Genomic DNA, 20416 nt, shown 5'->3' with positions numbered 1-20416 from the left:
CGCGCAATGAGCGCTGCGCGTCCGCTGCACATCGTCTATGGCGGCACCTTCGACCCGGTGCACCGCGGCCACACGGGTATCGCACGGGCTGCGCGCGATGCCCTGCTGGCGGCCGACCTCGAAGTCGCTACGTTCGACTTCCTGCCGAATGCTGACCCGCCGCATCGCGCCGCGCCGGGGGCTGCGGCGGGCCATCGCGTGGCCATGCTGTGGCTGGCCCTGGCCGGCGAGCGGGGCTTCGGCATCGATCTGCGTGAGCTGCGCCGCGCTGGCGCCTCCTACATGGTCGATACGCTGGAGGAGCTGCGCGGTGAGCTTGGGCCCGAGGCGCCGCTGGTGCTGCTGATGGGCGAGGACGCCTGGCGCGGATTCGACCGCTGGCAGCGCTGGCAGACGATTCCGCGGCTCGCCCATCTGCTGGTGGTCAACCGGCCGCATGCGGAGCTCGCTGACCCCTCACCCGCGCTTGCGGCGCTGGCGCGCGAGCATGCGCTGCCGCTGTCGCAGCTGGCAGAATCTTCCGCCGGTGGCTTTTGCACGCTCAGCCTTCCACCGGAGGCGGCCTCGGCCACGGAGGTGCGTGCGGCCGTGACGAAAGCCGATGCCACGGCCATCGCGACGCAGCTCGACCCGGCTGTGGCCGCCTACATCGCGCGCCATGGGCTGTACGGGGCGCCGGCCTCCGGAGCAAGCTGAACAGCCCGACCGGCGCCCGCTGGCGGCCTCACCTATACTTCGTGCTCGCGCCGTCCGGCGTCCCTTCTGCAACAGGTCAGCGTCTTGAATCCGAAAGCCCCCGCCCCGCCCGCCCCCCGCGTTCGCACTGCGAAGAAAACCGCCCCGGGCGGCCCGACGCCGAAGCCTTGAACGAGCGCATCCGCTTCGCGCTCGAAGAACTCAAGGCCCGCGATGTGCGTGAGATCGACGTGCGCGGCAAGGCCGGCTTCACCGACACCCTGTTCATCGCCTCGGGCACCTCGACGCGCCACGTCAAGTCCATCGCCGACGAGGTGCAGAAGCGCGTCAAGGAGATCGGCGCCATGCCCTTGGGCGTGGAGGGCGAGCGCGAGGCCGAGTGGGTGCTGGTGGATCTCGGCGACGCCGTGGTCCACGTGTTCCTGCCGCGCGTACGCGAGTTCTACGCGCTGGAGCGGCTGTGGAGCGTTGACGGCGACACGCCGAGCGCGGTTGACTCCGAGACTGACGAAGGCTGATCCGCTCGGGTCCTTGCCCGGATCTCACGATGAAGGCGCAGCTGATCGCCGTTGGCACCGGCATGCCCGACTGGGTTCAGCAGGCCTGTACGGACTACTTCAAGCGCCTCTCGCACTGGCTGCCGCTGCAGCTGGTCGAGCTGCCGCCCGGCGAGCGCGGCAAAGGTCGTGACACCGCCCGCGCCATGGAGGACGAGGCCAAGCGCCTGCTGACGGCGGTGCCGCGCAGCGCGCACATCGTCCTGCTCGATGGACGCGGGCGTGCGCACAGCAGTGAACAGCTGGCGAGCCGGATGGAGGCCTGGCGCATGCAGGGCCAGGACCTCGCGTTCCTGATCGGCGGGCCTGACGGCTTCCACGATTCCGTCCGTCGCGCCGCCGGCGAAAGCTGGTCGCTGGGCCCGCTGACCCTGCCGCACCCGCTGGTGCGCGTCGTGGTGGCCGAGCAGCTCTATCGGGCCTGCAGCCTGCTGGCGAACCATCCTTACCATCGGGGTGGGTAGCGGCGTCGAGCCTCGGTGGGTCTAGCCCCACCCCGGGAACCAGACCACGATCGCGCCGCCGCAAGGCTCGAGGCGAGCGTGTGCCACAGGCAAGCTGCAGCCGTTGTGCTCAGTTCTTCCATGCCCGCGGATCGTAGGCATACGGCAGCCTCGCAACCTCGCGCAGCGAATTCGGTGGTAACGCGGCGCAGTTGATCAGCACGTTGTACTCGCCGTGGCTCAGCCAATGATCGGTCGGCAGCAGGACGGAGGGCACCGCGGCGGCCAGCGTGCTGCCGCCACGCGCCCAGTCGCTGCCCCACTGTTGGGTTGAACTCGGTGCGGCGGCGGCGCGCCAGTCGGCGGGCAGGGCCGCCGGGCGATCAAGCACGCAGCCTGCGGGCAACTCGAAGCCCAGCGCCACCAGTGCGATGTCGGCGACCTGTCGCTCGGCATGCACGAACTTCTCGAACGCGGCCAAGGCGAGCGTGGTGCTGGTGTAGACGAGGGCCGTGCCGACGCGGTTCCAGCGGCCGCCAAAGCGGGCCGCTCCGATGCCGTGGAGCGCCGTGTCGGCGTGCTTCAGCGCCTCGACCCGCCAAACAATCACGAGTAGATGCCGTACTCGATTCGGCCGAGCAGCTGCTCGACAGCCATGCGGCCCGGCGCGGTGCGCAGCAGTGCGCGTGGAAGCTGGAAATCGAGCGCGCGCTGCGAAGTGGCAAGCCACGTGTCGGCAGCCTCAACACTGCCCAGCACTTCGCGCGCCATTTGCACCAATCGACTGATCTCCAGCGTGCGTTCGGCGTGCTCTTCGCTCAGGGGCTGACGCGGCTGGGCACGAAAGCGCTTGAGGCTGGCTTCGCCCAAGCCGACCGCCTGCAGGCGCGCAGGCACGTCACCAGGCAGAGTGTCGATCAGCTGCAGCATGACCTGCCGAGGCACCCGATGACCCAGCTGGGCGTGCCGCGCCAGTGGCGACTGGGACAGCGCGGGTGAGGGGCTGCTGCCAGGCTCAGCCGCGACGAACTCGCGCACTCCGTGGCGGCGCGTGGAAGTGGCGGGCGGCTTGGCAACGGCCGCAGGTGCGCGGGTGCGGACAGCCATCGGAGTCTCCTGATCCCATGCGTAGGATCAAAAGATACGCCTTTGCGAGGCGCATGCAAGATGATGCCGCGGCGGCCGCCTCGCCGAGGTTCAGCCCTCGCTCCCGTCCCGTAGAGTTTCGCGATGACTCGATCCAACACGCCCGTTCCTGAGCAGCAAACTCCTGAGCCGCCCATCCTGACCGTGGCCGCCGTGATCGCCGACGCCCAAGGGCGCGTGTTGCTGGTGCGCAAGCGCGACACCGCTGTGTTCATCCAGCCCGGCGGCAAGCGCGAGCCCGGCGAAGCTCCGCTGGCAACGCTGGCGCGTGAGCTGAACGAGGAGCTGGGGGTCGAGCTGATCGAGTCCAGCGCGATCGCACTCGGCGAGTTCGAGGCCGCCGCGGTCAACGAAAGCGGGCGGCGCGTGCGGGCACTCGCCTATGCGGTGCAGGTCACTGGCCGGGCTCAGGCACAGGCGGAGATCGCCGAGCTTGCATGGGTCGAAGCCGTCAATCCCGCGGTAACCGTGGCACCGCTCAGCAGCGACCACATCCTGCCGGCCTGGGCTGCGCACGCACGCGACGGAGGGCGATGACATGGGGGCGCTCGGCGAGTTGACCGCTGTGCTCTCAGGCATCGCCGCACCGCGACGTTTTGCCATGCATTCCACGCTGCCAGCCAAGGGCCTGCACGTTGAGTCCAAGGGCGAGGGCGAGCTGGGCTTGCCGATCGATGCGCTGGTGGCGCGTACGCTGTGCGAGTCAGCCGAGCTGGCGCTGCACGGCTGCGAGGTGCGGCCGCAGTTTCTGGCAGCACCGGCATAACGCGAGCGCACCTGGTCCCTGGCAACTCAGGTGCGTGAGCACGTCGAAATGACCATCGCCCACGACGACCTGCCGGCGAAATGAAGCAAGCTGCGCACGAATCCTGTGCAGCCAGCCAGGCCTTGCTGGCGAGTGCTGAGAAGCGAAAGCCGCTCGCCAATCAGTGTCGTGAACCTTCCGCTGTGCCGGTAAGGTGCGCGGATCACCACGGCCCGATGAACCAGTCCAGCGTCGCCAAGCCCAGTACGACCAGCAGCGAGAATGCAAGGCTCATCCCTGCGATGCTGGCGTTGCGGGATGCGGGGGTTCGTGCGAGCCGCGCTGCAATCAGCCCGAGCGCGGCGCCGCCAAGAATCTGCACCAAGCCCAGGCTGAGCGCGCTGTAGAACGTCCACGCCTGCGCGCTCGCGATGAGGCGATCGCGGAGGCTCAAGCTCTGGAGCTCGCCGAATGGGCCGATCAGTCCGGCGAAGGGAACGGGGAAACGGAATGCGGCGGCGGCCAGCAGCGTCAGCAGGAAGGTGAAGAGAAGGGTGAAAGCAATGCCCTTCAGGGCCTGGGCCATCGTGGACTCCAATCGCAGGGATGGCTCTTCATTGGCGACGGCCGCTGGGCGTTTCAAGCCGCGCCTGGGCGCCTCCAGACCAGACAGCGATTGTTCGCCGGCATGGCGATATCCGCGACCAGCGTGAAGCCCTGCGCGCGGGCCAGCGCGTCGACCGCTTCGAAGTCGCGGATGCCGCGCTTCGGATCGTCCGCGCGCAGCTGTGCGTCGAAGGCGGCATTGCTCTCGCTGGTGTAGCGGCCGCCGTAGTTGAAGGGGCCGTACACGATCAGCGTCGACGTGAGTTCGAGCACCTGGCCGAGCATGGCGAAGAACTGCTCGACCTCGCTCCAGCCCATGATGTGCAGGGTGTTGGCGCTGTAGGCGGCGTCGAAGCGCAGCACGGGCCAGAGCTCATGGCGCGCCACGTCCAACTCGAAGGGCGCGGGCAGGTTGGGCAGGGCGGCTTGGGCGATGCGGGCGGTCAGCCCGGGCAGGTAGTCGGCGCGGTCGCTGCTCTGCCATGCCAGATGCGGCAGATGTGCCGCGAAGAACTCCGCGTGCTGGCCGGTGCCGCCGCCGACTTCGAGCACGCGCGCGGGGACGGCGAAGTGTTCGCGCAGCACCGCGAGAATCGGTTCGCGGTTGCGCTCGCAGGCGGGGGAGAAGGGCAGAGCCTCCGCGCCCGGCTCACGCATTCGACACGGCCTTGTACAGCGCCCAGCCGGCGACATAGAAGCCGATCGCTGTGCCCAGGTTGGTCAGAAAGAAGTTGAGGAACACGCGCGAGACGCGGTTGCGCCACCAGCCGCGGATGCTGGTGGCATCGTCGCGCAGGCGATGGAAGTCGGCGACAGTGGGCTTGCGTAGCCAGGCTTCGACCAGCGAGCTGACCATGCCGGACGAGAGCGCGGGATGCAGCGGTGTGACGGGCGAGACCGCGAATGCGCTGAGGATCGAAAGCGGATGCCCGCCCGCGAGCAGGCAGCCGACTGCGCCAAAGCTGCCGGTGATCAGCGCCCAGCGCACCACCATGTCCGTGCCGATATCGCTGCCCTGGGAGAAGCCGTAGATGAAGCCGCCGATCACCAGGGCGGCAAGCGCCAGGGTGATCCAGGTGCCCCAGTTCTTCGGTGGCGGCAACTGCCGCAGATCTTCCCGGACCGTCGCCGGATCTTCGGAGTCGTCCGCCAAGCGCTTCGCCAAGCCGGCGAGATGGCCGGCGCCGATCACGACCAACACGCGCTTGACTGCCGAATTGCGCGCAGCCTCCTGGCGCAGGGCCGCAGCCATGTACTGGTCGCGCTCGGCGATCAGGGCGCGGTAGAGAGGCTCGCGGCTCTTGGCGAACTCGCCGAAGGTGGCTTCCAGCAGGTCCCCTTCCTTCAGCTTCTCGATCTCGTTTTCCTCGATCTTCTCGTTCACGAGGAGGCTGGCGACGAGCCCGCTCATCATGCTGAGGCGTTGCCAGAAACCGACCGAGGCCGCGGTGCGCTTCAAGGTGATGGCCACATCGCGATCGACGCGCCAGACTGGCAGGTTGAGGCGCTGGCTCTCGTCGATGGCTGCGAGCATCTCCGCACCCGGCTCCACACCCAGCTGCTCGGCAAGACGCCGCTGGTAGGCGGACAGGGCGAGGTTGGCCGCCACCAGGCTGACCTTGCCTTCCTTGATGACGCGAAACAGATCGAGCTTGGCCAGCGCATCCGGATTGCGCATCGACTGGTAGCGCGGCTCGCACAGCTCGACCGCGATCGCGTCGAAGCGCTGCTGTGCGGCCAGTGCGCGCACGGCGTCCACGCTGGCCTGCGAGACATGCGCCGTACCGAGCAGGGTGTAGTGAACGCCATCGCGTTCGACCTCGGCGATGGGCTGGCCGGCGAGCGGGTCGTGGGTGGCGTCGGCAGCGACGTCCTGCTGTGCCTCAGTCACGGTAGCGCTTCAGCAGGTCGGCGTAGGCGTCGATGCGGCGATCGCGCAGGAAGGGCCAGATCCGGCGCACGGCTTCCGAGCGCTTCAAATCGACATCGGCCAGCAGCACCGTGTCGCTGTCGGTATCGGCCTCATTGAGGATCTCACCCTGCGGGCCGAGCACGATCGAACTGCCCCAGAAGCGGATGCCGCTGCCGCCGGTGGGCGAGGGCTCGAAGCCCGTGCGATTGCAGCTCAGCACCGGCAGGCCGTTGGCGACCGCGTGGCCGCGATGCGAGAGGATCCAGGCCATGCGCTGGCGGTCCTGCTCGTCTTGGGCATCGTTCGGGTCCCAGCCGATCGCGGTCGGGTACAGCAGCAGGTCGGCCCCGGCCAGGGCCATCAGGCGCGCGGCTTCCGGGTACCACTGATCCCAGCAGACCAGCACGCCGAGGCGGCCGACCGAAGTGTCGATCGGCTCGAAGCCGAGGTCGCCCGGCGTGAAGTAGAACTTCTCGAGAAAGCCGGGATCGTCCGGGATGTGCATCTTGCGGTACTTGCCGGCGATGCGGCCGTCGGCTTCGAACACCACCGCGGTGTTGTGGTAGAGGCCCGCGGCGCGGCGCTCGAACAGCGAAGACACGATCACCAGGCCATGCCGTTTGGCGAGCGCGCCCAGACGCTCCGTGCTGGGGCCGGGGATGGGCTCGGCGCGGTCGAACTCGTCCACGCTCTCGTGCTGGCAGAAGTAGGCGCCGTTGTGCAGCTCCTGCAGCAGCACAAGTTGGGCACCGGCAGCAGCGGCTTCGGCCACGCGCGCCTCGATGCGCGCGAGATTGGCCTCGACCGAGCCGCGGTCGCGATCCTGGATCAGGGCGACGCGCAGCGCGCCCTTCGCATCAGATCTGCTCATTCAGCACTCCTCGCGGCAGCTGCATGGTGATGCAGTGCAGGCTGCCGTTCTGCCAGATCAGCGGCCGGCAGGGCAGGGCGATGATCTCGCGCTCGGGGAAAGCGCGCGCCAGCACGGCCTGGGCTTCTACATCGGCCGGGTCGCCATAGGCCGGCATCAGCACCGCGCCGTTGATGATCAGAAAGTTCGCGTACGACGCTGCCAGCCGACGGCCTTCATCCAGAATCGGCTGCGCCCACGGCAGCACAAACACCTCGTAAGGCTCGCCGTTCGCCTGGCGCAGGGCGGCGATCTCCTGGCCCATCGTCGCCAGTTCGTCGAAGTGGCTGTCGCTGGGATCGCTGCAGCCTTGGTAAACGATGCGCGAGGGGCTGGCGAAGCGCGCCAATGTGTCGATGTGGGCATCGGTGTCGTCGCCTTCGAGATAGCCGTGGTCCAGCCAAAGCACGCGCTCCTGGCGCAGCTCGCGGCACAGCAGCTCGGTCACTTCAGCGCGCGAACGATCAGGATGGCGCTCACTGAGGCAGTGCCAGGTCGACAGCAGGCTGCCCGCGCCATCGGTCTCGATGCCGCCGCCTTCCAGCGCGAAGTCGATGCGCCGACGGCGAGCGTGGGCTGCGAACACGCCGGCGGCGAACAGCTGCTCGACGAGGCGATCATCCGCGCTGGCCTCGAACTTGCCGCCCCAGCCGGTGAAGCGGAAGTCCAGCAGCTCGAAGCCTTGCGGCGTGCGCAGGCTGATCGGGCCGGAGTCGCGCAGCCAGGTGTCGTCGTACTCGGCCGCAACGCAGTGAATGCGCGAGAGGTCGACGCCGCGCGCCTCCAGCAGGCCACGAAGATGCGTTTCGAGCGCGGCATCGCGCACGCAGATCAGGAGCGCCTGGAAGCGGGTGATGGCCGCGGCCAGCTCAACGTAGGTGCCTTCGACCTCGGAGAGGCGCGGGCCCCAGTCGGTGTCGGCGTTCGGCCACGCGATCAACACCGCGGACTGGTCTTCCCACTCCGCGGGGAAACGCGCTGCAGCCTGGCTCATCCGTTCGGTTGTTCCCTGCGAATCGGGCCCTTCTCGTTGGGGCCGGCGCGGTTGACCACGGCATTCACGACGTGGCTGTTTTCGAAGTACACGGTGAAGTCCGGGTAGCTCCAGCGGGTGATGGGCGGCTGCTGCACGCTGCCGCCGCCTACCGGAGCATGTTTGGTGGACGGTGCGCCAAACTGCGCTTCGACCTGGTTCATCAGCATGCCGCGACGCGGCAGCTTGGCGCCGCTGTGGGTGCGCTCCACCCGGTCAATCAGCAGGACATCGCCCTCGATCACGCGCTGGGTGCTTTCCTGCGCCGAGGCGACTCCGTGGGACAGGGCGAAACAGACAGCCAGACAGCCAAGACTGCGCAACATGGTTGATTCTCCGTCAAAGGTGGCGGACTCCCCGCGCGGATTGTAGGCCCTTGCTTGGGCGCCGACCATGCGCAGGAGCGGGCCTGCGTCACGTCTTTCGCGCGCTGCGCGGTCGCGTAGCGGGCTGCCTGTGCACCAGTGCGGGGTCGATCTCTCGATCGAAGCTCGGTATCGAGGCCCAAGAAAGCAGAAGGCCGCCCGGGGGCGGCCTCGTGCCACAGCCTCAACAGCGGCCGGCGCTCAGCGCTGGCGGGCCTTGAAGCGCGGGTTGCTCTTGCAGATCACGAAGACCTTGCCGCGGCGACGCACGACTTTGCAGTCGCGGTGGCGGGTCTTGGCCGACTTGAGGGAGTTCAGGACTTTCATGGGTTGAGCCTTGGAAAGGAGCGCGTAAAACGCCGTAGTGTAGTGAGCTGTCAAGGCATTGACAAGCGCGCGAGCGCTTCATCGCCGTCCGCCCAAGCTGCCGAGCACGCCTCGCAGCAGCTGCCGACCGAGTTGATTGCCCATGGTGCGCATCGTCGACTTGGCCATCGCCTCGACGGCGCCCTGCCGTCGGGATGTGCCGAACAGCCATTCGTTGAGCTTCTGGCCGATGCCGCCATTCGCTTCAGGCGCCCGCGTGGAAGACGACGGCGCGCCCGAGGGTGACGCAGGGCGGGAGATCGGCGGCGGGCTGGGCGGCGCCGCGCTGGCGGCGGCTTCGGCGCGCTTCGACAGGATCTCGAAGGCGGATTCGCGATTGACCGCCGTGTCGTACTTCGCGCCGACCGGGCTGCGGCTGCGCTGGGTGGCGCGTTCTTCGGTCGTGATGGCGCCGATGCGGCAGCGCGGGGGGCAGATCAGGCTGCGCTCGACTGGCAGCGGGATGCCCTTGTCCTGCAGGGTCGAAACCAGGGCTTCACCCACACCCAGCTCCCCGATGACCTTGGCGACGTCGAGGTTCGGGTTGCTGGCGAAGGTCTCGGCCGCGGTACGCACGGCTTTCTGGTCACGCGGAGTGAAGGCGCGCAGCGCGTGCTGTACGCGATTGCCGAGCTGGCCGAGTACCGCGCCGGGGATGTCGTCGGGGTTCTGCGAGCAGAAGTACACGCCCACGCCCTTGGAGCGGATCAGGCGCACGACCTGCTCGACCCGCTGCAGCAGGGCGGGCGGACAGTCGCCGAACAGCAGATGGGCTTCGTCGAAGAAGAACACCATCTTCGGTCGGTCGAGATCGCCGACCTCGGGCAGGTTCTCGAACAGCTCGGACAGCATCCACAGCAGGAAGCTGGAGTACAGGCGCGGCTTCAGGATGAGCTTGTCCGCCGCCATCACGTTGACGACGCCACGGCCGGACATGTCCTGGCGCATGAAGTCGCCGAGATCCAGCGCCGGTTCGCCGAAGAACTGCTTGCCGCCATCGGCTTCGAGGCGCAGCAGCTGGCGCTGGATGGCGGCGATGCTCTGCGCGCTGACCAGGCCGTACTGGGTGCTGATCTCCTTGCGGTTGTCGGCGACGAAGCCGAGCAGGGCGCGCAGGTCGTCCATGTCGATCAGCAGCAGGGCTTGTTCGTCGGCCAACTTGAAGACGATGTCGAGCACGCCGGACTGGGTGTCGTTCAACTCCAGCACGCGGCCCAACAGGGTGGGGCCCATCTCCGAGATCGAGCAGCGCACCGGGTGGCCGAGTTCGCCGTAGATGTCCCAGAAGACGACGGGGTTGGCTTCCTGCCGGTAGTCGCTGACGCCGATCTGCTCGACGCGTTGGCTGATGCGCTCGCTTGGGCTGCCGGCTTGGCACAGGCCCGCCAGATCGCCCTTCACATCGGCGATGAAGACCGGCACGCCGAGCCGCGAGAAGCCTTCGGCCATGACCATCAGGGTGACCGACTTTCCGGTGCCGGTGGCGCCGGCCACGAGTCCGTGGCGATTGCCGTAGCGCGCCAGCAGATCGACCTGCTGGGTGCCCTTGCCGATCAAGATCCTGTCCATCCGCGCCTCGCTGGGTTGAGCCGCGGGCATGATAGCCGCGGCTTCGTCGATTGCGGGCTGGGCGATACACTGCGCGGCTTGCCGCGACCAGCGGCGCTGTGATGACGTCCCGACGGTCCGATGCCAAGGTTCTCCCGATTCGCCAGCTGCGCGCTGGCTCTGCTGCTCGCCGCGTGTTCCGCCGCGCCCACTCGCCCCGCCACAGAAGCCAACGACGACGCCAGCGCGGCGAAGGAGGCTTTCGACGCCGCGCTGGACGAAGCGCTGGCGCATGCGGAGCGCATCCGCGCCGATGAGCCCGCTGAGCAAACCGCGCTGCTCGCTGCGCGCGACCGACTGCGGGAAACCGCGCGCGCCTGCCTTGAATCGCCCGCCTGCGGCGCCGAACGCGTGCTTGCCGGCTATGAGCGTCTTGCCGCGCTGGGGCTGGCCGTGGGAGAAGACTTCGAGGTCGGTCGTGGGGCCGCTGAATCCGAATCCGCCGGCGCGTCTCCGCTGCTCTCCGATCTGCCCGAAGCCCAGCGCTCGATCACCCTGCTCAACGGCCGTGAGCTGCGTGATCTGATCGAGCTCAATACGCCGGTCAAGTCCGCCATGGTCGAGTGGCTGACCTGGATGCGTCCCCAGCTGATCACCGCCTGGGAAAACTATCAGTACATGCGGCATCTGATGTGGCCCGAGTACGAACAGGCCGGTCTGCCCGAGGCCTTGCTGTTCGGCATTCTCGCCAAGGAATCCGGCGGACGCGTGCATGCGGTATCGCACGCCGGCGCCTCCGGGCCGCTCCAGTTCATGTATCAGACCGGGCTGGGCTACGGACTTGGCCGCGTGGATGGCTTTGACACGCGCTTCGACGCCCAGCTGGCTTCGCGCGCCAGCGTGCGCTACCTCAACGACCGTTTCGGCGAGTTGAATGGAAACCTTGAGCTGGCGCTGGCCGCCTACAACGGCGGCGAGGGCCGGATGCGACGGATTCATCAGGCGACTGGCGGAAAGTCCTTCTGGCACCCGCGCGTGTTCGGGCAGCTGCCGCGCGAGACCCAGGACTATGTGCCGATGGTACTCGCGGCGGCCTGGCTGTTCCTGCACCCAGAAGAGGTGGGCCTGGAGTTCCCGGCGGTCGATCTGCGGCCCAGCGGCTTCACCCTGGCACAGCCCAGCACGCTCAACGAGCTGACCCTGTGTCTGGGGCAGCAGGGCATTCGCGACGGCTGGTTCCGCACATTGCGCAACCTCAATCCGCGCTACGAGCCGCATAGCGTCATTCCCGCCGGCACGGTGATCCGCGGCCCGCAGAGCATGGTCGATGCCTACGCCGCGTACTGCGTCAGCGGCGAGCGGCTGGAGCTGGCGCGGGCGCTCGCGGCCGCCAATCGGCCCAGCCAGCCGAGCGGTGCCAGTGCAGCGGGCCCGCGCAGCCATACGGTGCGCCGCGGTGACTCGCTGCACAGCATCGCGCGCAGGCACCAGTGCGCGGTTGAGCAGCTGGCGCGCGCCAACGGTGTGCGCGGGCCGCGCTATCTGATCAAGCCGGGACAGCGCCTGCAGCTGGTCGGGTGCCGCCGGCCGTGACTGCATCCGCTGCCGATCGGCCGCTGGTGCTGGCCCTGATGGGGCCTACGGCATCGGGCAAGACCGCGCTCGCTATCGAGCTGGCGCAGCGCTACGGCGGCGAAATCATCAGCGTGGATTCGGCCCTGGTCTATCGCGGCCTCGACATCGGTAGCGCCAAGCCGGATGCGCAGGAGCGCGCCGGCCTTCCGCATCACCTGATCGACATCCGTGCGCCCGACCAGCCCTATTCCGCGGGGGAGTTCGCGCAGGACGCGAGTGCCGCGGTCGACGCGGTGCTGTCGCGGGGGCATCTGCCCATCCTGGTGGGTGGCACCGGACTGTACTTCCGCGCCCTGCTGGGCGGGCTCTCGGCCATGCCGAGCTCCGAGCCCGAAGTGCGTTCGGCGATCGAGCATGAAGCCGCCGAGCGGGGCTGGTCCGCGCTGCACGCGGAGCTGGCCCGAGTCGATCCCGATGCCGCCGCGCGCATCCGCCCGAGCGATCCGCAGCGGATCACCCGCGCGCTGGAGGTCTGGCGGGTCTCGGGTCGGCCGATCAGCGTCTGGCAGCGCGAGGCCCCGCTGTCGCCGCGGCCACTTTGGCGTGTGCTGAAGCTGGTGCTGGCGCCGGCCGATCGCGGCCTGCTGCACCAGCGAATCGCCCAGCGCTTCGAGCGCATGGTCGGGCAGGGTTTTCTGGACGAGGTGCGTGGGTTGATGGCGCGCCCTGAGCTGCATCCCGACCTGCCGGCCATGCGGGCGGTGGGCTACCGGCAGGCCTGGCGTCACCTGAAGGGTGAGACCTCGATGTCCGAGTTCCTCGCCGAAGGGATCGCGGCCACCCGCCAGCTGGCCAAGCGTCAGCTCACCTGGCTGCGCGCGGAGCTGGATGCGTTCTGGGTCGATTCGCTCACGGAACCTGCACGCGCCGCGGCGCTGTTCCGGCTGGCGGGCGGGCTGGACGGCCGCTGAACGGCAGGGGCTGTATCCACAGTCCAGCCTGTACACTCGGCCCGTTGCCATCGAGCCTTCCTGTCTTGGGGAGTGCCCCCAGGTGGAGACCGTGCGCGCCAGCGCGCACAGAACAACAAGCACATCGAACATCCCATTCAAGGAGCGACCATGTCCAAGGGCCAGTCCCTGCAGGATCCTTTCCTCAACGCCCTGCGCCGCGAGCGCGTACCGGTGTCGATCTATCTGGTCAACGGCATCAAGCTGCAGGGCACCATCGAGTCTTTCGACCAGTTCGTGGTCCTGCTGCGCAATACGGTCAGCCAGATGGTCTACAAGCACGCCATCTCCACTGTCGTGCCGGCGCGCAACGTCCGTATCGGTCCTGGAGGCGGCAGCGACGTCTCCGATGGCTCGGGCGATCAGGATTGATCGGCTCGCTCTTGGCGAACCTGGCCCCGCGCCATGTTTGAGCGCGAGAAGCGCGGCGAGCGCGCGCTGCTGATCCAGCCGCAGGCTCCGGGTCGAGACGAGTCCGAAGCGCTGGAAGAGTTCGGCGAGCTGGCGCGCTCGGCGGGCGCCAGCGTGCTCGCCAGCATCAACGCACGCGTCGACCGCCCGAACCCGGCGCTGTACATCGGCAGCGGCAAGGCGGATGAAGCGAAAGAACTGTGCGGCATCCATGACATCGATCTGGTGCTGGTCAACACCACGCTGTCGCCGGTGCAGGAGCGCAACCTGGAGAAGCATCTGCAGTGCCGGGTGGTCGATCGCACTGGACTGATCCTCGACATCTTCAGCCAGCGTGCGCGCAGCTTCGAGGGCAAGCTGCAGGTGGAGCTGGCGCAGCTGAAGCACATGTCCACGCGCCTCGTGCGCGGCTGGACTCACCTTGAGCGGCAGCGCGGCGGCTCGATCGGCCTGCGCGGCCCGGGCGAAACCCAGCTCGAAACCGATCGCCGTCTGCTGGCCGAGCGGGTCAAAGTGCTGTCCAAGCGCCTCGAACAGGCCGAACGCCGCCAGGCGCAGGCACGCCGTGCGCGCTTGCGCAACGAAGTCCCGCGAATCGCCCTGGTCGGCTACACCAACGCCGGCAAATCGACTCTGTTCAATGCCATGACCGGCGCTGGCATCTATGCCGCCGACCAACTGTTCGCCACGCTCGATCCAACCGTTCGGAAACTCTCGGGACTGGACTGCGGCGAGGTCGTGCTGGCGGATACCGTCGGCTTCGTTCGCGACCTTCCGCACGAGCTGGTTGCGGCCTTCCGCTCGACGCTGTCCGAGGCGCGCGAGGCGGATCTTTTGCTGCACGTGATCGATGCCGCGGATCCGCAGCTGCGCGAGCGCGTGGCTGACGTCGAGAGCGTGCTGGCCGAGATCGGTGCGGGCGATATCCCGCAGATCCAGGTTTTCAACAAGATCGATCTCATGGTGGGCGCGGCATCGCGCCGCGATCGAGTCGAGGACGGCGCCGAACGCGTGTTCGTGTCGGCGCGCGACGGCCTTGGCCTCGATCTGCTGCGCAGTGCGATCAGCGAACGCTTCGCCTCCGAGCGGATCAGCGCCAGTGTGGCCTTGCCGGTCGCCGAGGGGCGCCTGCGGGCGCGCCTGTTCGCACTTGGAGCGGTGCGCGAAGAGCTCAGCGACGAGCAGGGCTGGCAAATCGCGATCGATCTGCCGCGTGCGCAGGCGGCCAAGCTGGCGGCAGAGTTTCCCGCGTTCCGGGACCGCTTGGGGGAGTCCTTGAGCGCCCCCATGGAAGAGTGGGAGGTCGAGCGCCCGGGTCTCTGAGGGCTCGCGACGCCACCTCCACGATGCCTCGCCGGGCGGCTGCTACACTCCGGCGCCTTGGATTCACGCCCGTAAAGACGGCTGCACGGCGAGCCGACAGCGGGCAGCGCAGCGATCACGTATTGGAGCACTCGATGGCCTGGAATCAACCTGGCGGCGGAGGCAGCGGTGGCGGCAAGGACCGCGACCCCTGGAACGGCAACAACAACAACAACGATCCCGGCGCCGATGTCGAGGCTTTCCTCAACAAGCTGAAGGCCAGCCTCAACCGCGTCTTCGGCGGCTCAGGCGGCGGCGATGCATCGCGTCGTGGCGAGGGGCAGGACCCGTTCGGGCGTGGCTTGCTGCTGCTCGTGCTCTTGGCCGTGCTGGCCTGGGCTGCGTTTGATTCGGTGGTGCTCGTAGACGAGCGCGAGCGTGGCGTCGTGCTGCGTTTCGGCAAGTTCGACCGGATCATGCCGCCAGGGCCGAATCTGAAGTGGCCGAACCCGATCGAGCAGGTGCTGAAGCTCGACGTCACCCGCGTGCGCAGCGTCTCCGACCAGGTCCGCCTGCTGACCGCAGACGAGAACATCGTGCAGATCGACTACGGCGTGCAGTTTGTGGTCAGCGACCCGAAGAATTTCTTCTTTGGCACCCGCGAGGCCGAGGAAACCCTGAAGCAGGCGGCCGAGAGCGCGATCCGCGACGTCATCGGCGGAAGCCAGATGGATACCATCCTGACCGGAGAGCGCGCGGCCCTTGCCGCAGAGGCCCAGACGCGCCTCCAGGCGACCCTTGACAGCTACAGCACCGGGCTGCAGGTGACCGTGCTGAATATCCCCAACGCGCGTCCGCCGCAGGAAGTCAGGCAGGCCTTCGACGACGCCATCAGCGCGCGCGAAGACAAGGAGCGCATCGAGAGCGAAGCCGAGGCCTACCGCAGCACGGTGGTGCCGGAAGCCCGAGGCGAGGCTGCGCGCGTACGCACGCAGGCTGAGGGTTACCGCGATGCGGTGATCGCGCGAGCGACGGGTGAAGCTCAGCGCTTCAGCTTGCTCGCCGACGAGTACCGCAAAGCGCCCGAGGTTACCCGTCGTCGTCTGTATCTCGAAACCATGCAGGAAGTGCTGGCCAACAACCGCACGATCTATTCGGGCGATGGCAACAACGTGCTGTACCTGCCCGTCGGCGAGGACAGCGGCCAAGGCCCGCAGTCGCGCCTGCCTGCCGCCGCAGCCGCTCTGCCGCAGCTGCAGCCCAGCTCGCCTGCTTCGAGCTCGGCCGCCCCGCCTGGCAGCGAGCGCAACCGCAACAGTGGCCGCCCCGAACGTCCGAGCCGTGAGGAGACCCGCCAATGAGACCCTCCCTGCTGATCGCCATCGCAGCCGTGCTGCTGGTGCTGCTGTCCAGCCTGTACAAGATTGAGGAAAGCCACGTCGGCATCCGCTTCCAGCTGGGCCGCGTGGTCGAGACCGACATCCAGCCCGGCCTGCACTTCAAGCTGCCGCTGGTGCAGAACGTGATGAGTTTCGACCGCCGCATCCTGTCGCTGGACTCGCGGCCGGAGCGTTACCTCACCTTCGAGAAGAAGGACGTCAATGTCGACTTCTTCGTTAAGTGGCGCATCGCTGACGTGCAGCGCTTCTACACCGCCACCAGCGGCATCGAAGAGCAGGCCCGCCAGCGTCTCCTGCCGATCATCACCGAGGTCATCCGCAACGAGATCGCCCAGCGCACCCTGCAGGCGGTGGTCGCCGGCGAGCGCCGCGATCTGGCGCAGCGCTTCGTCGACGTGGGCAACCAGCGCGTGCGTGAGCTGGGTATCGAAGTGGTCGACGTGCGGATCAAGCGCATCGATCTGCCCGAAGACAGCGAGGTGATCGGTTCGGTCTTCCAGCGCATGCGCGCCGAACGCCTGCGGGTGGCGAACGAGCTGCGCGCGGAAGGCCAGGAGATCTCGGAGACGATCCGCTCCGACGCCGACCGTCAGCGCCAGGTGCTGGTGGCAGAGGCGCAGCGCGACGCCGAGCTCATCCGCGGTGAAGGCGATGCGCGTGCCGCCGAGATCTACGCCGAGGCCTACGGGGTCGACCCCGAGTTCTACGCTTTCCACCGCAGCCTGCAGGCCTATCGCGAAGCCTTCGCGCGCGGAGACAGCGTGCTGGTGCTCGATCGTGACGCCGAGTTCCTGCGCTTCTTCGAGCAAGCGCCGCAGCGCTGATGTTGGGGCGCGGCGCGCCTGAGGCGCGCCGCTCTTGGAGTTCGGAGCGATGACCGACCTGCTCGCTGCCCTGTGCCTGGTACTGGTGATCGAAGGCCTGCTGCTGCTTGCTGCCCCTGGCGCCTGGAAGCAGGCGGCCGAGCGGCTGATGCAGTTGGATGTGAGGGCGCTGAGGCAGATCGGTGCCCTGCTGGTGATGGTGGGCCTCATTGCCCTGCAGTTCGTGCGCTGAAGCTTCCCGGGCCTCACCCGGGGGTGCAGCGGCGGCAGGATTCGCGGATAATCTCGCAAAGCCGGGGTCTAGTACCCCGGCTTTGGCGTTTCTGGCGCACGTGCAGGTGGCGGCCGATTCGCGCCAACGGTGAGCCAAGGCCCACCCAACAAGAATTCAATAGAGCCGCGCAACCACCGGTTGCCCGCGGGCTTGAGCGCGGCAGGCAGGAGCCCGCCGCCGGCCTTCGAGCTTCAGGCAGGAGCCTGAAGCCGAAGGCGACGTCGCCCCACGGTGGGGTGCCGAAACGATCATCAATGTGGAGTGCTTGAAATGGGTCAGTCGGTTGTAGTTCTTGGGGCGCAGTGGGGCGACGAAGGCAAAGGCAAGATCGTCGACCTTCTCACCGAGCGCGTCGGTGGCGTGGTGCGCTTCCAGGGCGGCCACAACGCCGGCCACACGCTGGTCATTGGCGGCAAGAAAACGGTGCTGCACCTGATCCCGTCGGGCATCCTGCACCCCGGCGTGCTGTGCATGATCGGCAACGGCGTGGTGCTATCGCCTGCGGCCCTGCAGAAGGAAATCGGCGAACTCGAAGCCGAAGGTATCGATGTGCGCTCGCGGCTGAAGATCAGCCCGGCGACGCCGCTGATCATGCCGTACCACATCGCGCTGGATCAGGCGCGCGAGAAGAAGGCAGGCGGCAAGGCGATCGGCACCACGGGTCGCGGTATCGGCCCAGCGTATGAGGACAAGGTCGCTCGTCGCGGTGTGCGCGTCTCCGATCTGCACTACCCGAGTGAGCTGGCCGAGAAGCTGCGCAGCGTGCTCGACTATCACAACTTTGTGCTGACCCAGTATCTGGGCGTCGAAGCGGTCGACTACCAGAAGACGCTCGACGAAGCCTTGGCGTTCGGCGAGTACGTCGAGCCGATGAAGGCCGACGTCGCCGGCCTCCTGCACGAGCTGCGCAAGCAGGGCCGGCAGGTGCTGTTCGAGGGCGCCCAGGGCTCGCTGCTTGACATCGATCACGGCACCTATCCGTATGTCACCTCCAGCAACACCACCACCGGCGGCGCGCTCGCCGGGACCGGCGTGGGTGCGGACGCCATCGACTACGTGCTGGGTATTGCCAAGGCCTACGCCACCCGCGTCGGCGGCGGTCCGTTCCCGACCGAGCTGAAGAATGAACTGGGCGAGGAGATTCGTCGCCGCGGCCAGGAGTTCGGCGCCACCACTGGCCGCCCGCGTCGCTGCGGCTGGATCGACATCGTCGCGCTGAAGCGTGCGGTCGCGATCAACGGCATCACGGGGCTCTGCGTGACCAAGCTCGACGTGCTCGACGGCCTGCCCAGCCTGAAGATGTGCATCGGCTACCGCTACCGAGGCAAAGAAACCGAGTACGCGCCGCTCGACGCGGCCGGCTGGGAAGAGTGCGAGCCCGTCTACCTGGAGTTCCCGGGCTGGAGCGAATCCACCCACAACGTGACCGAGTGGGACAAGCTGCCGCCTGCCGCGCGCGCCTACCTGCGCTCGCTGGAGGAACTGGTCGGATGCCCGCTGGCGATGGTGTCGACCGGCCCCGACCGCAACGCCAACATCGTGCTCAAGGATCCGTTCGCGTAAGCGGCCCATGGGTCCCTTGATCGACACGCCCGAACGCCGCGCGCATCTGCGCGCGGCGTTTCAAGCACACGCCGTGCGCTGCCCTCCGCAGGCAGACCTCGCTGCCGAGTACATCGCCCTGCTGGCCGACCCGCTGGCCTTTTCGCGCGAGCGTCTCGAAGGCCACTTCACTGGCTCGGCTTGGCTGGTCTCGCAGGATGGCCAGCGCGTGCTGCTGACCCACCATCGCAAGCTGCAGCGCTGGCTGCAGCTGGGTGGGCATGCCGATGGCGACGCGGATCTCGCCGCCGTTGCTCTGCGCGAGGCCGAGGAAGAGTCTGGCCTGCGCGGGCTGTTCCTCGAAGGCGAGCTGTTCGACCTCGACCGCCATTGGATTCCCAAGCGTGCCGATGTGCCTGGGCACTGGCATTACGACGTGCGCTATGTGGTCCGTGCTGGCGACCACGAGGCCTTCGCGGTCAGCGAGGAGTCGCTGGCGCTGGCTTGGGTCGAAATCGCTTCGCTGTTGGACGACGCGTCGGCTGACGCGTCGCTGCGGCGGATGGCGCAGCTCTGGCGAGGCCTGCGGCCCGCCGCTTAGGCCGTGAGGCCGCTGACGCGCGAGTCAGAGCGTGTGAAAAATCCCAGACGCCGTAGCGAGGGCGTCTCTGGGCGTTCGTGGCAAAGCGCGCGACGTGAATTCAAGGGAGTTTGGCGAGCCAAATGACCGCGGAATTCGCGGAGCGCGCTGCCGCCACGGACGTCCAGAGGCGGCCGCAGTAGGTGGATGGTTTTTTCACATGCTCTCAGTCCTTTCCCTTTGCCGCGACGGGCGCCTGCCGCTTCAGGCTGAGCTCCAGCTCGGTATTCAGGCCGTTCACCGCCAGATGCACTTCCAGCCCCATGGCCAGGCTGGCCACCAGCAGCGAGGCGACGCCGAACAGGGCGAAGCCCGCGGGCACTTCGCCCAGCGCGAAGCCGGTGTAGGCGTCGATCGCAAGCGCGAGGCTGGTGGCGACGAAGGCGCCCAGCGCCACGTACAGCAGCACGCAGGCGCGCAGCACGTAGTGGCTGCGGCGGCGATGCTGCTTGATCTGTCGATCGACCGCGGCGCGCAGCTCATCGCTGCCGCATTCGCCGCGTGTCTGGATGAGTGCGCGCAGGCGATCGACCACGCGCGCCAGCCGGTTGTTGGCCGAGATCAGCAGCGAGCCGGTCGCGGCCATCAGCAGGGCAGGGGCCAGCATGGCGGTGAGGATGGGGTAGTGGCTGCCGGCATCGGGGATCATCGGGTGGGGCCGTGCGGGTGAGGGACGTGCCCATGCTAGCCCGCAATCGATGCTGCTCATGCGTGGGTGCCGCATGTGGCAGGCCTACGGACTCGTCAGGCCCCGCCGCGTGGGGCTGATCGGCACGAACCGGGGCGAGGGTCGTGCATTGATCGGCATGAACCGGGGCCAGGGTCGTGCTTCGCTCGGCATGAACCGGGGCGAGGGGCGTGCTTCGGTGGGTCAAGACCCACCCTATGGGGTGCAGACATCCGGGCTCGGCATGAACCGGGGCGAGGGGCGTGTTTCGGTGGGTCAAGACCCACCCTATGGGGTGCAGACATCCGGTGCGGCGGACACCTGGCGAGTCGCGGCCCACGCGGCCGCTACGGGCTCGGTCAGGAACCCTGCGGCAGCCATAGGGTGGGTCTTGACCCACCGGCTCTCCGCCTCTGCTCAGGGTGGACAGGTGTTCTGCCATCG

General features: G+C 68.0%; 25 protein-coding genes. 14 read left to right on the top strand and 11 right to left on the bottom strand.

All coding sequences use genetic code 11. From position 1 onward, the window contains the following. Positions 1–6 precede the first annotated feature (6 nt). The 3 genes from nadD to rlmH all read left to right on the top strand — a co-directional run bounded on the left by nadD (position 7) and on the right by rlmH (position 1717). Positions 7–696 carry a nicotinate-nucleotide adenylyltransferase gene (gene nadD, locus H4O13_08770; protein MBE5315479.1) on the top strand — a complete coding sequence of 230 codons (690 nt, stop codon included), beginning with the start codon at positions 7–9 and terminating at the stop codon, positions 694–696. A gap of 167 nt (positions 697–863) precedes the next feature. Further along, positions 864–1214 carry a ribosome silencing factor gene (gene rsfS / locus H4O13_08765; GenBank protein ID MBE5315478.1) on the top strand — a complete coding sequence of 117 codons (351 nt, stop codon included), beginning with the start codon at positions 864–866 and terminating at the stop codon, positions 1212–1214. Between the two features lie 29 nt (positions 1215–1243). Continuing rightward, the gene (gene rlmH / locus H4O13_08760; protein MBE5315477.1) at positions 1244–1717 is read left to right on the top strand and encodes a 23S rRNA (pseudouridine(1915)-N(3))-methyltransferase RlmH; all 474 of its coding nucleotides are present in this window, start codon (positions 1244–1246) and stop codon (positions 1715–1717) included. A 109-nt stretch (positions 1718–1826) separates the two neighbouring features. Here rlmH and H4O13_08755 read toward each other — a convergent pair whose 3' ends face one another. Then, the gene (locus H4O13_08755) at positions 1827–2306 is read right to left on the bottom strand and encodes an RES family NAD+ phosphorylase (GenBank protein ID MBE5315476.1); all 480 of its coding nucleotides are present in this window, start codon (positions 2304–2306) and stop codon (positions 1827–1829) included. Next, entirely contained in the window at positions 2303–2803 is a 501-nt protein-coding gene (locus H4O13_08750; GenBank protein ID MBE5315475.1) for a DUF2384 domain-containing protein, read from the bottom strand. Before H4O13_08750 ends, H4O13_08755 begins: the two co-directional genes overlap by 4 nt. A gap of 123 nt (positions 2804–2926) precedes the next feature. Here H4O13_08750 and H4O13_08745 point away from each other — a divergent pair, with 123 nt between their 5' ends. Together H4O13_08745 and H4O13_08740 are read left to right on the top strand one after the other, a co-directional pair. Next, positions 2927–3379, top strand: coding sequence for an NUDIX domain-containing protein (locus H4O13_08745; protein ID MBE5315474.1), 453 nt, complete (start codon positions 2927–2929; stop codon positions 3377–3379). A gap of 1 nt (position 3380) precedes the next feature. Further along, positions 3381–3608, top strand: coding sequence for a hypothetical protein (locus tag H4O13_08740; GenBank protein ID MBE5315473.1), 228 nt, complete (start codon positions 3381–3383; stop codon positions 3606–3608). A 202-nt stretch (positions 3609–3810) separates the two neighbouring features. On the opposite strand, the gene H4O13_08735 is transcribed toward H4O13_08740, so the two are convergent. The 8 genes from H4O13_08735 to H4O13_08700 all read right to left on the bottom strand — a co-directional run bounded on the left by H4O13_08735 (position 3811) and on the right by H4O13_08700 (position 10348). Further along, positions 3811–4173 (bottom strand): hypothetical protein, encoded by a 363-nt coding sequence (locus tag H4O13_08735; GenBank protein ID MBE5315472.1) that lies wholly within the window; start codon positions 4171–4173, stop codon positions 3811–3813. Positions 4174–4226: 53 nt separating this feature from the next. After that, positions 4227–4850, bottom strand: coding sequence for a DUF938 domain-containing protein (locus H4O13_08730; protein MBE5315471.1), 624 nt, complete (start codon positions 4848–4850; stop codon positions 4227–4229). Continuing rightward, on the bottom strand, positions 4843–6084 hold the full coding sequence (locus H4O13_08725; protein MBE5315470.1) for a TraB/GumN family protein: 1242 nt from the start codon (positions 6082–6084) through the stop codon (positions 4843–4845). The genes H4O13_08730 and H4O13_08725 overlap by 8 nt, the downstream gene beginning before the upstream one ends. Next, positions 6077–6976, bottom strand: coding sequence for a carbon-nitrogen hydrolase (locus tag H4O13_08720; protein MBE5315469.1), 900 nt, complete (start codon positions 6974–6976; stop codon positions 6077–6079). The genes H4O13_08725 and H4O13_08720 overlap by 8 nt, the downstream gene beginning before the upstream one ends. Next, on the bottom strand, positions 6963–8009 hold the full coding sequence (locus H4O13_08715) for an agmatine deiminase family protein (GenBank protein MBE5315468.1): 1047 nt from the start codon (positions 8007–8009) through the stop codon (positions 6963–6965). The genes H4O13_08720 and H4O13_08715 overlap by 14 nt, the downstream gene beginning before the upstream one ends. Next, positions 8006–8335 carry a hypothetical protein gene (locus H4O13_08710; protein MBE5315467.1) on the bottom strand — a complete coding sequence of 110 codons (330 nt, stop codon included), beginning with the start codon at positions 8333–8335 and terminating at the stop codon, positions 8006–8008. Before H4O13_08710 ends, H4O13_08715 begins: the two co-directional genes overlap by 4 nt. Before the next feature lie 279 nt (positions 8336–8614). Next, on the bottom strand, positions 8615–8740 hold the full coding sequence (rpmJ, locus tag H4O13_08705; GenBank protein MBE5315466.1) for a 50S ribosomal protein L36: 126 nt from the start codon (positions 8738–8740) through the stop codon (positions 8615–8617). A gap of 78 nt (positions 8741–8818) precedes the next feature. Next, the gene (locus H4O13_08700) at positions 8819–10348 is read right to left on the bottom strand and encodes a DUF853 family protein (GenBank protein ID MBE5315465.1); all 1530 of its coding nucleotides are present in this window, start codon (positions 10346–10348) and stop codon (positions 8819–8821) included. 120 nt (positions 10349–10468) lie between these two features. On the opposite strand from H4O13_08700, the gene H4O13_08695 reads away from it, so the two are divergent. From H4O13_08695 to H4O13_08655, 9 genes are all read left to right on the top strand, one after another. After that, positions 10469–11920 carry a transglycosylase SLT domain-containing protein gene (locus tag H4O13_08695; GenBank protein ID MBE5315464.1) on the top strand — a complete coding sequence of 484 codons (1452 nt, stop codon included), beginning with the start codon at positions 10469–10471 and terminating at the stop codon, positions 11918–11920. Continuing rightward, positions 11905–12873 carry a tRNA (adenosine(37)-N6)-dimethylallyltransferase MiaA gene (gene miaA, locus H4O13_08690; protein ID MBE5315463.1) on the top strand — a complete coding sequence of 323 codons (969 nt, stop codon included), beginning with the start codon at positions 11905–11907 and terminating at the stop codon, positions 12871–12873. The genes H4O13_08695 and miaA overlap by 16 nt, the downstream gene beginning before the upstream one ends. A 150-nt stretch (positions 12874–13023) precedes the next feature. After that, complete coding sequence (hfq, locus tag H4O13_08685) at positions 13024–13284, top strand: RNA chaperone Hfq (protein ID MBE5315462.1); 261 nt, start codon at positions 13024–13026, stop codon at positions 13282–13284. 33 nt (positions 13285–13317) lie between these two features. After that, on the top strand, positions 13318–14646 hold the full coding sequence (gene hflX, locus H4O13_08680; GenBank protein ID MBE5315461.1) for a GTPase HflX: 1329 nt from the start codon (positions 13318–13320) through the stop codon (positions 14644–14646). A gap of 134 nt (positions 14647–14780) precedes the next feature. Next, positions 14781–15986 carry an FtsH protease activity modulator HflK gene (gene hflK / locus H4O13_08675; protein ID MBE5315460.1) on the top strand — a complete coding sequence of 402 codons (1206 nt, stop codon included), beginning with the start codon at positions 14781–14783 and terminating at the stop codon, positions 15984–15986. Beyond that, a complete protein-coding gene (gene hflC / locus H4O13_08670) occupies positions 15983–16849 on the top strand; it encodes a protease modulator HflC (GenBank protein ID MBE5315459.1) in 867 nt (288 codons plus the stop codon). The genes hflK and hflC overlap by 4 nt, the downstream gene beginning before the upstream one ends. A 49-nt stretch (positions 16850–16898) precedes the next feature. Continuing rightward, positions 16899–17081 (top strand): DUF2065 domain-containing protein, encoded by a 183-nt coding sequence (locus H4O13_08665; GenBank protein ID MBE5315458.1) that lies wholly within the window; start codon positions 16899–16901, stop codon positions 17079–17081. A 312-nt stretch (positions 17082–17393) separates the two neighbouring features. After that, positions 17394–18686 (top strand): adenylosuccinate synthase, encoded by a 1293-nt coding sequence (locus H4O13_08660; protein ID MBE5315457.1) that lies wholly within the window; start codon positions 17394–17396, stop codon positions 18684–18686. 7 nt (positions 18687–18693) lie between these two features. Beyond that, positions 18694–19266 carry an NUDIX hydrolase gene (locus tag H4O13_08655; GenBank protein MBE5315456.1) on the top strand — a complete coding sequence of 191 codons (573 nt, stop codon included), beginning with the start codon at positions 18694–18696 and terminating at the stop codon, positions 19264–19266. A gap of 205 nt (positions 19267–19471) precedes the next feature. Here H4O13_08655 and H4O13_08650 read toward each other — a convergent pair whose 3' ends face one another. Further along, a complete protein-coding gene (locus H4O13_08650) occupies positions 19472–19954 on the bottom strand; it encodes a DUF2721 domain-containing protein (GenBank protein ID MBE5315455.1) in 483 nt (160 codons plus the stop codon). Positions 19955–20416 lie beyond the last annotated feature (462 nt).

The sequence above is a fragment of the Lysobacterales bacterium genome (genome assembly GCA_014946745.1).
Lineage (GTDB): Bacteria > Pseudomonadota > Gammaproteobacteria > Xanthomonadales > Xanthomonadaceae > Aquimonas.
The sequence above is the reverse complement of the archived record's forward strand: the minus strand, read 5'-3'. Positions and strand labels throughout refer to the sequence as shown.